General features: G+C 55.4%; 10 protein-coding genes and 1 pseudogene. 2 read left to right on the forward strand and 9 right to left on the reverse strand.

The features are described from left to right. Positions 1-154 precede the first annotated feature (154 nt). The 5 genes and pseudogenes from MHK09_RS05755 to MHK09_RS05775 all read right to left on the reverse strand — a co-directional run. Positions 155-1285, reverse strand: a complete 1131-nt coding sequence (locus tag MHK09_RS05755; protein ID WP_250412962.1) for a Wadjet anti-phage system protein JetD domain-containing protein — start codon at positions 1283-1285, stop codon at positions 155-157. After that, positions 1272-4634, reverse strand: a complete 3363-nt coding sequence (locus MHK09_RS05760) for an ATP-binding protein (RefSeq protein ID WP_250412963.1) — start codon at positions 4632-4634, stop codon at positions 1272-1274. The genes MHK09_RS05755 and MHK09_RS05760 overlap by 14 nt, the downstream gene beginning before the upstream one ends. Then, a complete protein-coding gene (locus tag MHK09_RS05765; protein ID WP_150850728.1) occupies positions 4627-5277 on the reverse strand; it encodes a DUF4194 domain-containing protein in 651 nt (216 codons plus the stop codon). Before MHK09_RS05765 ends, MHK09_RS05760 begins: the two co-directional genes overlap by 8 nt. Further along, positions 5274-6746, reverse strand: coding sequence for a DUF3375 domain-containing protein (locus MHK09_RS05770; protein ID WP_250412964.1), 1473 nt, complete (start codon positions 6744-6746; stop codon positions 5274-5276). Before MHK09_RS05770 ends, MHK09_RS05765 begins: the two co-directional genes overlap by 4 nt. A 546-nt stretch (positions 6747-7292) precedes the next feature. Then, positions 7293-7448, reverse strand: a pseudogene (locus MHK09_RS05775) (OsmC family protein); the annotation flags it as partial. Between the two features lie 195 nt (positions 7449-7643). Between MHK09_RS05775 and MHK09_RS05780 the strand changes: the two are divergent. Further along, positions 7644-8045 carry a zinc-binding dehydrogenase gene (locus MHK09_RS05780; RefSeq protein WP_250412965.1) on the forward strand — a complete coding sequence of 134 codons (402 nt, stop codon included), beginning with the start codon at positions 7644-7646 and terminating at the stop codon, positions 8043-8045. Positions 8046-8675: 630 nt separating this feature from the next. Here MHK09_RS05780 and MHK09_RS05785 read toward each other — a convergent pair. The 3 genes from MHK09_RS05785 to MHK09_RS05795 all read right to left on the reverse strand — a co-directional run bounded on the left by MHK09_RS05785 (position 8676) and on the right by MHK09_RS05795 (position 11025). Then, positions 8676-9641 carry a Fic family protein gene (locus MHK09_RS05785; RefSeq protein ID WP_179386785.1) on the reverse strand — a complete coding sequence of 322 codons (966 nt, stop codon included), beginning with the start codon at positions 9639-9641 and terminating at the stop codon, positions 8676-8678. 490 nt (positions 9642-10131) lie between these two features. After that, positions 10132-10551: an organic hydroperoxide resistance protein gene (locus MHK09_RS05790; protein ID WP_005328206.1), complete on the reverse strand. Its 420-nt coding sequence runs from the start codon at positions 10549-10551 to the stop codon at positions 10132-10134. A gap of 54 nt (positions 10552-10605) precedes the next feature. Then, positions 10606-11025: an organic hydroperoxide resistance protein gene (locus tag MHK09_RS05795; protein ID WP_250410175.1), complete on the reverse strand. Its 420-nt coding sequence runs from the start codon at positions 11023-11025 to the stop codon at positions 10606-10608. A 90-nt stretch (positions 11026-11115) separates the two neighbouring features. Here MHK09_RS05795 and MHK09_RS05800 point away from each other — a divergent pair, with 90 nt between their 5' ends. Then, positions 11116-11637, forward strand: a complete 522-nt coding sequence (locus MHK09_RS05800) for a MarR family winged helix-turn-helix transcriptional regulator (RefSeq protein WP_250412966.1) — start codon at positions 11116-11118, stop codon at positions 11635-11637. 3 nt (positions 11638-11640) lie between these two features. Here the strand turns inward: MHK09_RS05800 and MHK09_RS05805 are convergent, their stop codons facing one another. Beyond that, positions 11641-12252, reverse strand: a complete 612-nt coding sequence (locus MHK09_RS05805; RefSeq protein WP_250412967.1) for a hypothetical protein — start codon at positions 12250-12252, stop codon at positions 11641-11643. Positions 12253-12264 lie beyond the last annotated feature (12 nt).

Here is a 12264-nt window from a genome sequence, read left to right on the forward strand (position 1 = left end):
CACCCCAGACGACTAAGACTAACGGCCCGGGCCGACGTACCCCTCGGCCCGGTACCAACTACCCGGAACACGACAGTACCGAGTCCCCAGAACACCGGTACCAAAAACTCGCATCTGACAATTCGGTTGCCCGGGCGCAACTTTGGAAGTTAGATCAATTTAGCTTGTGGTGGACAGCATCGCTCGCGTGTGTGAAAGGGATTCGCTCTTGCTCAATGCGCAGTCTGCCCTCGGTAAAGAGTAGACGGTAGGCCTCCTGCTCTTCGGTGGTGAGGTGAGTAAGCGTGGCCGAACCGTCGCCTGGGTCAGGGACAGCGAGGTGCCTAAACGCAGTTACGGTAGCAGTATCCATGAGCAGAGATGTGGTGTGGGGAAAGTGAGCGCGCACGGCGTTGAGGATGCTAAAGCCCGCAGCGTCGAGATCACCCCAGTAGGTGATTTCGGATTGGTGGAGCCAGTCGATGGCGTGGAGCTGATGCGCTGCGGTGCCGGAGCCCAAGACGGCAATGGTGGGTGGGGCGACGTCAGAAAGCGCAGGCAAAGCCAGAAAGGTTTGTTTATTTTCCACGATGAGCACTCGCGGCGGCCTGGCGGGGAAGAGGGATGCGGCTTGGGAGAGCGGAACCTCGAGGTCGGATACTGCTGGGACGTGGTTCAGATAGCGCAAGCGAACACGGGCGTCGCTGCGGCGCAGTCCTAGTTCCGTGATTTCGAAAGGAGAAAGCAGGGTTAGCAGCAGGCGCCGGTGGGATCCGATCCACTTGCCATCAACGCCTTCTACTGGGACGGCGCGTTCCCACTCGCCGGAATCGGGATGGGTGAGTAACCAGTTCAAACACGGTTCCAAGCAGTGCAGGTCGTAGGTGCTTAAGTCCTTCCACTGCTTATAAGCACGGTGAACGGTGTGAGCGAAGTCAGGGTGCTCGGGGAAGATCGAGGCGATCTTCTGGGCTTTTTGAACCGCATGCGAGTACGTTGTGGCCATGCCTGCTGCGGAAGCGATGCGTTCTGCACCATCAATTACCACGCGTACAGGCACGGAATTGGTGCCCAGCCCAGTGCGCGACCAATTGCGGGTCTCATAGACAACCTCTTCTTGGTACGGCCAGCGTTGCCAGGCGCGGATGAAATCTTGGGTCATTGGTAAATTGCGTTTGGCGGTGGCTGCCGTCGGTGGATGTAGCGGCCAGTCTAGGCGGAGGGAATCCGGGGAAGATAGTGCCTCCGCAAAGTGGTTGCGCAGGTGCTTTGCCGCATGTGCCTGTAGGTCTTCAGGAATCCGCATTGGGGTCCTCCTGGGGATACGAGGCGGCGTCGATAAGTGAATAGCCTGTGCGTGCCTGCGGACGGCCATGAATGATGGGCTCGTCGTAGTTGACCACGATGGTGCCGTCGATGTAGGGAGATAATGTTTGAATTAGCTTGAATGGCGTTGCCAAAATCATGTGGAAACCAAACGATTCAAACACAGACATTGCCGTGCGGGTAAAGGCTGGATCTGCGCGGTCAAAAGCTTCGTCCAAAATGATGGAACCATAGGTGGGAACATCCTGATCCGGCTCCGCTAGCCGGAAACGCAGGGCCGCAGCCAGGCAGAAGAAAACTAACTTTTGTGCCTGGCCACCAGAGAGGGAAGCAGAATCCTGATACGTATTGGCGGTTGTTCCATCGGGGTAGCATTCGCGGCCGATGAAGCTTACGTGTTTTCGGGTATCAAGAACCAGGTTGCGCCAACGAATATCTTCCGGTTGGGTTGAACCCAAGCGGCTGAGAATTTTATCCAAAGCATGGTAGCGCCGCAACGCCGCTTCCGGCTCATCTGCGCTGATCTCGGCCAGGCTATGCGAAGTCGCGGAATCTAGATCTCGCTGGAAATCCTGTACTACCTGGCCGCGAGCGTCTTTCACATCAATTCGCAAGATACGGTCGCCATTAAAGGGCGAGCGCTCCAGCGACTTATTGATAAATTCCATACGCAGCTCGATATCGCTGCGAGCGTGGCGCAACGAAGAAGCAAGGTGAGACAGATTTTGCACCGTTGTTCCGTTGAGTAGTTCCAAGAACTGAGCACGGAAATCGGCAAGGCGATCGGCCCGAAGGAACTTCAACTTTTCAATGCCCTCACCGGCAAAGTTTGCCTGTGGCTGTAAATCCGCAGATTCCGCTGGCCACTGAGACAAGTATTTGTGGAGAACGGAGACAATCTTGGCATTTATCTCCTCGATGTTTCGTGCAGCCGCGCGGGATGTATCGTGCAGGCTGTTTTGTACTGCATCGCGCCGGGAATCGATGTCATCGATGGAAAGCTTGCGCCTTCCGTTGTGGAGGGCCTCTTTGACCTCCTTGGCAATAGCTTCGTCAGCGATGGTCGGTACGGTGCCAATGTTCTGGCGACGCTGTGTGGAGCGCTGGAGATCGCCCTCAATGCTTCCAAGGTGCTTTTGAGATTGCTTAAGGCGGGCACGGGCTGCAGCTAGCCTATCCTTTGCTCGATTATGCGCGGCATGTAGGGCTTTCGCCTCGGGTGACGAGGCAAGAGAATCATATTGCCGTTGCAGATCTCGTTTGCGAGTTTCTGCAGATGCGGTATCAATATCCTGAAACTTAGTCTCTAACACCAGTTTCGCTTTATCACGTTGAGTGCGCAGGATATCCATTTTTCGGTTTAAGTCTTGAACTAGCTTGGCGGTGGCACTGGCATGGGCTTTTGCTTTATCGAGTTGCGTGCGCAGCAGCTCAATCTTGGCGTCATTGGTAGAGCCCACCCGGTACCAGCTGGTGCCGGAAAAACGCCTGCGGTCGTCTTTAATAAAGCGGGTAGACCCATCTTTATCCTTAGGGCGGCTTTCTAAGCCATCGCGAGTAACCGCTGGGGTCTTAGTTACCTGTTCGAGCGCCGCGACTGAACTGACACATTCATAGTTAAATCGGCGTGAAATATGATGGCGGACCCACGGTGCCATAGGGTGGTCTTGGAAATCCAGCTTGTGAATGAGTTGTTGTGGGCTACGCGCAGTTGCTGGTGCGGGTGCAAACTCAGGGATGGTGCGGTATTCGAGCCGGGTCCCTACGCTCCGGGAATTGACCCATTGATTAATCGCTTTCCGTGCGCTTTCCGGAACCAGCAGGGTAGCAGCAAACCCGTGAAGAAGCTTTTGGAGGACCGGCTCCCATTCCTTCTGTTGTGGACTAATATCCATGAGCTCACCAGCAAAGGGAAGTTCTGACTCGGCGTACCCCGTATCGTGAGCGAGCTGGGACCGTAGCTCTACCAATGCTCTATCTATGTTGGTGTTTCGCGAACCGAAAGAAGCGAGTTCGCTTTTCAGAGTGGCAAACGTTGTCGCGGCGTCGCGAGCAGCTACTCCAGCCTCTTGCTGCTGATTGATGAGCTTGGCATAGTCAGCTTCGAAGTCCGCGATGCGCAGCTTCGCATTAGCCTGAAGTTCCGCAAAGCCATGCGGATTGAACTCATAATTGTCGGTCCACCGGCCGGCGGCAGCGGCCAAGCGCCGGAATTCTTTGGAGCGGTGCTCGATTTCTTTTTCAGCAGTCTCCATTTTTGCGCTTAGGGCATCGAGCTCGCCGGCACTAAGTTGAGACACAGCCACTGCTGCTAACCGCTCCGTCTCGTCGAGGTGTTTGACCTCGTCCTCGAGAGACTCGGCATCTGATTGAGCCTCAGCCAATTGTGCGTTTAGCGCTCTGATTTGATAGTCCAATTCCTCTGCCACCATGCGAGCTCGGACCGCTGGTAGCGCTTCACTCATGGCCTCGGCCTTGTGCTTGGCAGATTCTGCAACATCTCGCTGTGCATGCAGACGGGGAAGGGGAGCGAGTGTGTCAATCTGTGCTTTGACATCCTCCACCCGCAGGTAAGCTTGGCGGAGATCCTCGAATTGCTCCACAGCTTCATCGGCTCGCTCGAAAGTAGAGGGCTTGTCCAGCATGTAGCCTCGGAAGAGCTGATCCAGGCTGGATAGGGACTTAGCGGATTGAGTGCGGTGCAGGAGCACCTGGCCTAGTTCGCTTTTGATCCCAAGGCGCTTACGAAAGCGATCTGCGAACGTACTATACGTCTGTGTGAAAGATGCCCCTGGTCCCTTATATAAAGCTTTAATCTTGCGGGTATCTAGGCTCCGCGTGAGCAGGGAACTCAGCTTATCGATGTCCTCATCTCCTTGCACCACTCCGTAGAGTTTCTTAACCTGGCTCACGGAATTTTCACCGCCATTGAGGCGGAAAATAGCAATGAGGGTATGCTGCTTTCCAGCTCCGTTATCGTAGGTCAGCGCCACAATTGAATTCGTTGCGCCCGTTCGCAGGTACTCGGGAGCAATCTCACCCGTCTGTGTATTTTCCTGTTGCCGCCATGCACCACGCACATAGGATACGAGATTGCGACCATCATGCCGCCCAAGGTCCTGTTGCGATGCCGCGTTAAATTTCAGATCTTTCTGCGGTACTAACACCGCCGACATTGCATCCAATAAGGTAGATTTGCCGGAACCGGATCCGCCGGTAATTAGGAAACCCTTTCTAGCTACGGGGATGGAAAAGTATCCGTGAAATGTGCCCCAGTTAATTAATTGGATGCGGCTTATCCGGTATTGGCCTTGGTAAATATTAGTCATTGGAATCATCCTCTTGGCCATTTCCTGTCTCCGCTAGGCGGGCGTACTCGTCCCGGATGGCGGTAACTGTGGCGGAATCGAAAAGCTGGCGCAATACGGGTGAAACCTCAAACCGGCCTTCAGTCTCAGTAGCGCTTAACAGTGAATATTCATTGCGGATGCGTTTGATTGCTGCATTGAAGCGATTATTGAATCCGGCCTCGTCTCGGTTATCAACCGCGCGGACGTACCCGATTCCCTCTCGCAGGTCTTCCACGTCCACGATTACACGTTCGCCAGGTAGCGCCAGCCCCAGTTCTTGGCGCAGGTTTAACAAGATGGCTGTGTCGATGTGCTTGAGCTTATCCGTGCGCAGCACCTGCGGAATAGCTAACGTTTCTTCTTCCACCATTCGGGTGAAGGCGAATCCTTCTGCTTCATCGATAACGAGCTCGAGAAATAACTCGTGCAGTCTAGCCCGCAAGTTTTCTTCGTCTGAAATAATCGCAGCCCACAAGACAGGTTCCTTCTGTGCTCGAATAAGTGGTCCTTTTAGCAGCTGTACCAACGCGCGGCGTGAGTTATACGTCAGCGTCCCTTTATCGCTATTCCAAAGCGGCGGTTCATGCTCGGAATCGACGCGGTGATTAAGTGCAGCGGTCACGATAGCTCCTCAATGGTGGTGCGGTCGAAATACATAGTGGGAATCAAGGCGGCGCGTGTTGTGCCGTTTTCTTCGGTCCAAAAGACCTTCTCCGTGGAATTTCTCAAGTCAGGCAGGGGGTGCTGATCCGCAATGTGCACCAAGCCCACTACACTAGCTAAGCCTTGCGTGGCAGGGTAGGCCTGCAATACTTGGCCAATGGTGCACGGGCCCGCCTTATCGACGGCCTTTCGAATCATCTCGTGCAACTCTTCAAAGTCAATCTCTGATTCGCGCACTAGCTCGAGTAATGCTTCTGCGTTTTCCTCGCCTGGCTGGAACGCCTCAGGTGATTCCTCTACTACCTCTCGACCTGGGTTGGCTAAGCGAATGCGTGAAACGGAGTGGATGGACATACCGATGCGCTGCAGCGGCGTCTCCATTCGGTGAAAGGCCTTGAGCTCAGAGTTCTGCGCAGCATCAATGGCCATACCGCGCGCCTCTCTTAGGAGCTCAATCATGCGCCTGTCTTCTGCGAATTGCTCTGAGGAAACGTAGTTGCGCAAGCTACGCGCCAAGCCAGTCATCGTCTGGTTGACATCGAAACTCGTGTCTTCCATATCACGGAAAAGATTTCGCAGGTGCTGCCGCATTTCTGGCGCCAGCTCCTGGCCGGTATCGCTTTCTAAAACTTCTTTTATCCACTGGTCCAACCATGCACTGCGTTCCCTATCCATAAGAAGGGAATAGAATCCGCGGAAACTGCGTCCAGCCTCAGATTCAGCAATATGGTCCACGCCGGTGAAGATCTCTTCGAGCACATCGCCGCGGTATCCCTCTGGGTCTAATAACTGCCGGCGTAGTTGATGATTGAGGGCCTCAAGTTCGTGGCGCACTCGGGCGAAATCACTCGGTACCGCCGTTGCCATATTCAGCACGTCTTGTACACGTTCTTCTGTCTCTGCTGAGGTTAAGGATTCGAACTGTCCTAAACGTGCCTTTTCAATCTCCTGGTCAATGCGGTTCCGTTCTGCCTCGAGACTGGCAACGCGACTGGCGATATCCTTATTCGTGTCCCTTGCTAACCGTTGCAGGGCCGAGCTAATGGATTCCACCCGTGATGCTGTGACGGCAGATACCGGTGACTCCCACCGCTCGATGGCCTCTAGAGCAGAAAGCGCGTCTTCGCTTGGTTCCAACGTTTCGCCGTGTGAACTTTTACCTGATTTTCTCACCAACCATCCTGCTTTTACCCAGTCAGTGCAATAACTCTGGGGCGTACGGGGCATGGCAAAATCGTTGGCAATAACCTCAAAATCAGTGACCATCAACTCGTATACCTCCGCCGCTGGCCGTGCTCGGGTACCGCGGGGGAAGTACTCTGCGATCAGCGCCAAAATTACCGGCGCGTTATCAGCCGCAAGCAGTCGTACCGCCGCAGAATTGTGCATTAACCGTCGCAGTGAGAGGGCCCTAGCTTCAACAGACATGACTCGATTTTGACAGCTGTGGCGGACATGTGCAGTGGTGTCTGGTTCATTTATTCGATTTTTGGGTTTTCGAGTAGGGGTGTAAAGAGGATCCGTGCACGACATGTGGCAGTATTCGCCGTGCCGGTGACAGGTCATTTAGCCCGTCCGAACCGTCGACGATGTGGACAACTCCAATGAAGTACCGGGAATTGGATTTTTCACCGACGCCAAAGACGGAGCAGAGTTGTGGGCGACCTCTGTATCGGGATCGCTGCTTTCAGCTTCACGGAGGAATCTATAGTTCACAGCTTGAGCAGAGTCAGGGTATTGCGTGATATAGGATTCGCCTGATTTTCGTTTGTAAAAGATGATGAAACCAGTCATACTTCCGCTCTCTCAAAGTGCGGATTAATTTATCTAAGCAAGCCCAATGATTTTGAATTTCCCGCAGATAGTGTCGGCTGTATTCAAGACTCCGTTATTTCAAGGTTGGCAGTAAATTGTGAAAAGACACCCCTCACCACAGCAATGCTGTAGCGAGGGGCTAGAGGCTAGACGCCAGGATTAGTCCTGTGCAACACCAACGTTGACCTCGATGTTGCCGCGGGTGGCTTTGGAGTAAGGGCACATCTGGTGGGCGGCGTCGGCAAGCTCTTGTGCCTTGTCGTCCCCAATGCTTGGATTGGTGACCTCGAGATTGACGCAGAGGTAGAAGCCCTCACTGCAGCTGCTTACGTCCTTTGGTTGGTCATAGTGAAATCTGGATCGGAATTCTTGACTATTACGCGCTCGCCTCGGTCTGCTCCGATGGAGAGTGTTTTGGCGGGAGCACTGCGGGTTCGTTGCCTAACAGGGGCGAAGGCCGCGCTTGGCGATGTCCCCGCCTCAATCGTCTCCTGTGCCGGAGCCACCGTTATGGCTGCCCTCGATACGGCCTGTCCCTCCATGGACTCGTTGAAGGAAAAGCGGGAACTAGTCGTGGGCTTAGGCATGCTCGGTCTCCTTGCGGTGGAGGCCGCTTTGCGCGCGGGCGCTGCCGTCACCGCGACGGATCCCAACTCTCATCGGCGCAGGTACGCTGCTCAGCTGGGTGCCTGCATCTCCGGTTTTAGTGACTTCGATCCCGCTTTAGATATTGTTGAGAACTTCGACGTCGCGCTGGAATTCTCCGGCTCGCCCCAAGGTGTTATCACCTGTTTGAAGCCTCTCGACATTAATGGCGTGGCCGTACTCGCCGGTTCCGTTGCGGACAGCCCTGCTATCGACTTACCCCGAATGGATTGTCCGCGGCTGGCGCACTGTTACCGGCGTGTATAACTACGAGCCGCATCACCTTGAGCAGGCCGTCGACTTACTTGCCGGCTCCCGCATTGACTGGCAATCTGTCACCGATGGCCCTATCACCCTCTCCCAAGTTCCCGAGGCATTTCACCGTTCGGCAGGGGAGGGGATGCGGAGGGTGGTTGACCTTAGCGAGTCATAAATCGCAGGAGAGCAGCGCCTTAGCTTTGTAGGCAACGTATTTCTTCCGCGACGCTAGCTCCGCCGATTTCGTCCACTGTGCTTGGGAATCCGCCGCGAAGCGCGGCGTGGCACTCGCCCTCTATGCCACCTGAACCTGAATAGCCACGTTTCTCGCTGGGGAGAGTACTAGGAAGAATTAGCGGGGCTAAGATATGGACAGAGAAACCCTATTTATTAAAAATCGACGATTTTATAAAATAGCCATCCACTCTGGGGATCTTATTGCTAAAAACCCGCGTTTTTATCAATAAGGATCCGCAGCGGTGACTACAGGAGTGGAATGCACAGCAGCGCGAAGGGGCACGGCGTGTTGGGTACCAGTTGTTAAGGATTAGATGTACTACGACTGCTAGGTTGGCCCCCTTCTCATTATCAGCATTGAGAACTCGACAAGAAGGGCAGTATCTCTAACTACGAGTGTTGCTATTCAATGTCTAGAAACTCACGGGCTTCTTCCGTGAGTGCAAAAGAGAGCGGCTTGTGTGACCGCTCTTCCAAGAGCCCTTCCTTAACTAGACGTTTCGTATCGGCACGGACGGTTTGCTTACTTTTATCCAAGTAGGTCGCTAGAGTGTCGAGATCGAGTCCTAAGAGAGGGCCAAAAAGCGCGGCTTGTCCCATTATGAAGAGGATATTAAGTCGGCGATCCTCTTTGGAAGTTCCAGGCCCATTTCGCAGTTCTTGAATTCGGCCTTCGAGTTTCTCGAGGGCGAACTTTTTTCGCTCAAGCGAGTTTAATAGAGATTCTTGCGCCGAGCTCAACATCTCTAGGAGCGCAATGACAAAAAACGTTGCCTCGCCACGATTGAGAGGCTCTTCGGTGACCGTGAAGGACTTGTAGTATTTTTGCCGGTCTTTCGAGAGCTCTCGAGAAAGAGACATCGCGGTGGGTACAGAAAGTATTTCTCGCAGCTTCAAGCCCATGAGAAACCGGCCGAGACGGCCATTGCCATCATAAAATGGATGCGTGTGCTCGAACATAAAATGCCCTGCTAGGGCATTAATGAGGCCGTTTGAAGTAGACGCTTGACACGCCAGGAACTGTTGGAGCCTGGTTCGAATATCTTGCTCGTTGTGAGCCTCGGACGTGAATTGGGTGCTGCCGCCAAAGATGTGGACAACGCCATTTCGAAACAGCTCACCGTCGATACCATTCTCAGCATCGATTTCTCCTTTGAGGAGAGAATCGTAGAGCGCGCGAATATCTTCAAGCTGAGTGGGAAAGCTGACCTCACTTCCATCGAGTCCGGTAAGCGAAGAATATAGCGCTGACATTTCCTCGAAGCGCTTGGTGGAAGTAGAATCCGCCTTGGATAAAGCTTCCGCGATTTCTTTCTTTGTGGAATGAACGCCTTCAATCTCGTTCGAAGATTGAATTTCTTCAATCAAGAGTTGAAAAATGTAGTGGCGCGTCGCAGCTTTAGGTAACAGGGACCATAACCGGGAAATAATAACTTCTCGGCGCCATACCTGTTCACACAAGGAGTGGAGCCGAGTGGTAACAACAACAAAGAGGTCTTTTCCGCGCACCTGATAGTCCCAACGGATTGTACTCGGACTCTGCAGCCTAAGAGCGTGAGCCTCGTCGACGGAGGATTGTCCGTGTGAAGACTGATGGAAAATAGACTTTAAAGAGTGATAAGAGTGTGCCATCGAGGTTCCTTCTATTTGTTAAAAACGCGCCTTTTTATAATTTAGCTCCACCCTACGGCGGGCTTATTGATGAAACGGCGCGTTTTTATCAATAAAGTTCTGGACTGGCCGCCGCGCCGAGCCGTCTTCCAGAGCAGAAGACCAATCTGAGAGGTCGCGTAAGGCATAAAAAGACCCACGCAGCGCTGAAAGTAGCGCGGCGTGGGCTGGGGGAGAGGACTAGGAATTAGTCCTGTGCAACACCAACGTTGACTTCGATGTTGCCGCGGGTGGCTTTGGAGTAAGGGCACATCTGGTGGGCGGCGTCGGCAAGCTCTTGTGCCTTGTCGTCCTCAACGCCTGGGATGGTGACCTCGAGGTCTACGCCGAGGTAGAAGCCCTCGTCGTTCTTGCCCAGGGAAACGCGGGCACCGACGGTGGAGTTCTCCACGTCTACGCCCTTGTCCTTGGCCACTGCCTTCAGTGCGGAGTGGTAGCAAGCGGCGTAACCGGCAGCGAAGAGCTGCTCCGGGTTAGCACCCTCACCGCTGCCGCCCATCTCCTTCGGGGCGGTCATGGTGAAGTCCAGATCGGAATCCTTGACTACAGAGCGGCCGTCGCGGCCCGCGCCGGTGGAGAGTGCTTCGGTGGTGTAAACGGCGTCCATGATGACTCCTTTTCTATTGGGTCTTTGTACGTCCGCCGATTGTACGCAAGAACGCTAGTCTTCGACGACGCTGACGGTGACCTCGATATTGCCGCGGGTGGCGTTGGAGTAGGGGCAGACTTGGTGGGCGGCGTCGGCAAGCTGCTGCGCAGTGGCGCGGTCCTGGGCGGGGATGGATACCTCCAGCTCTACTGCCAGCTGGAAGCCTTCGCCCTGCTTATCGATGCCCACTCGTGCCCCCACGGCCGAATCTCCCAGCTCGACCTTCTGGCTGCGCGCCACGGCCTGCAGCGCGGAGTGGAAGCACGCGGCATAGCCGGCGGCAAAGAGCTGCTCCGGGTTAGCACCCTCGCCGCTGCCGCCCATCTCCTTGGGGATGGCCAGGGCAAAGTCCAGGTCCGAGCCCTTAACGGCGGCGTGGCCGTTGCGGCCTGCTCCGGTGGCGAGGGCCTCGGCGGTGTACATGGCGTCCATGATTGCTCCTTTCAGTAGGTGCTCGAAACGGTTTTGATTGTACACAATTAAATCGGATGCAATGTTTTGCTGACGTCTATACTTTTTGCCATGAATGACGCGCCCACAGATCGCCTCGCCCTAGATAGTCAGCTGTGCTTTGCGCTCTACCGCGCCAATAGGGCAGTGGTGCGCTCCTACCGCCCGCTGTTGGCGGAGCTCGGCTTGACCTATCCGCAGTACCTGGTCATGTTGGTGCTGTGGGAGGCGGACGAGCCGGTGCCGCTGAAATTCATCGACTCCCGCCTGGGCCTAGATAGCGGCACGCTCACGCCGCTGCTCAAGCGCCTGGAAAAGCAGGGCTATGTGGAGCGCTGGCGCGACCCCGATGATGAGCGTCGCACCCTCGCTGCCCTGACTGCCGACGGCGCCTCCCTCCGCACCCGCGCTGCCCTGACTGCCGACGGCGCCTCCCTCCGCACCCGCGCCGAATGCATCCCCGAAGCCATGGCCAAGGCCTATAAGGAGGTAGGCCTCGACCTTGCCGAGTTCAAGAAATCGCTGGACATCCTGGCCGGCGTGCCCGTGGACGTGGAGCTGCCGTGGCCTTCTGGGGATGACTTTGAGGGCTAGCGGTTAATTGGTAGTGGCCACGCGCTTGGTCCACACGCTTTTGTCCGCGGTTTGGAATGAGGCACTCACCGTTCTATCGCCGGGCTTTTCGCAGGTGAGATCCCGCTGGTCGCTGCCTATGTGGCAATCCAGGTTATAGGACTGTTTGGTCACCGGGCTGCTGGCGGTGATATCTGCGTGGTATACCGCCGTTACCGTGGGATCTTTCGATCGCATGGTGTAGCTAGCCTGCATCGCGGCGTCGAAGACCGCGGCGGCGAATTCGCAGGAGGTCGCATCGCCGGCGTCGATGGAATCGCCTGACGAGGACGTCCCGCAGTAGCCGCCAATCTGGCCCGCGTTGATGTTGTGGTTGCCGCCGGCCGGCGGTGCGGGCTGCTCCGGTTCGGCCTGTTTGGTGACCGTTTCGGTGCGGGGTTGCTTCGTGTCCTTCTCCGGGCCGGATTCTTCTTCGGCTTCGTCCGCGGCGGAGTTATTGTCCTGTGCGGTGGAAAAGGCCGGCTCATTCGCCGGCGCGGAGTTGCTATCGGAATCGGAGCCGGAGCCGCAGGCGCTTACGGTGAGGCCAGCGGCGAGAAGGATGGACGCTACGGGAAATAAGGAAGGGCGCTGCATAGGGGATACTGT

The organism is Corynebacterium tuberculostearicum (assembly GCF_022347235.1).
Taxonomy (GTDB): domain Bacteria; phylum Actinomycetota; class Actinomycetes; order Mycobacteriales; family Mycobacteriaceae; genus Corynebacterium; species Corynebacterium tuberculostearicum_F.

Coding starts and splice junctions, on each gene's coding strand:
- MHK09_RS05770 (WP_250412964.1), bottom strand. CDS start 6,746: ATGTCTGTTGAAGCTAGGGCCCTCTCACTGCGACGGTTAATGCACAAT.
- MHK09_RS05760 (WP_250412963.1), bottom strand. CDS start 4,634: ATGACTAATATTTACCAAGGCCAATACCGGATAAGCCGCATCCAATTA.
- MHK09_RS05795 (WP_250410175.1), bottom strand. CDS start 11,025: ATGGACGCCATGTACACCGCCGAGGCCCTCGCCACCGGAGCAGGCCGC.
- MHK09_RS05755 (WP_250412962.1), bottom strand. CDS start 1,285: ATGCGGATTCCTGAAGACCTACAGGCACATGCGGCAAAGCACCTGCGC.
- MHK09_RS05780 (WP_250412965.1), top strand. CDS start 7,644: ATGGCTGCCCTCGATACGGCCTGTCCCTCCATGGACTCGTTGAAGGAA.
- MHK09_RS05805 (WP_250412967.1), bottom strand. CDS start 12,252: ATGCAGCGCCCTTCCTTATTTCCCGTAGCGTCCATCCTTCTCGCCGCT.
- MHK09_RS05800 (WP_250412966.1), top strand. CDS start 11,116: ATGAATGACGCGCCCACAGATCGCCTCGCCCTAGATAGTCAGCTGTGC.
- MHK09_RS05790 (WP_005328206.1), bottom strand. CDS start 10,551: ATGGACGCCGTTTACACCACCGAAGCACTCTCCACCGGCGCGGGCCGC.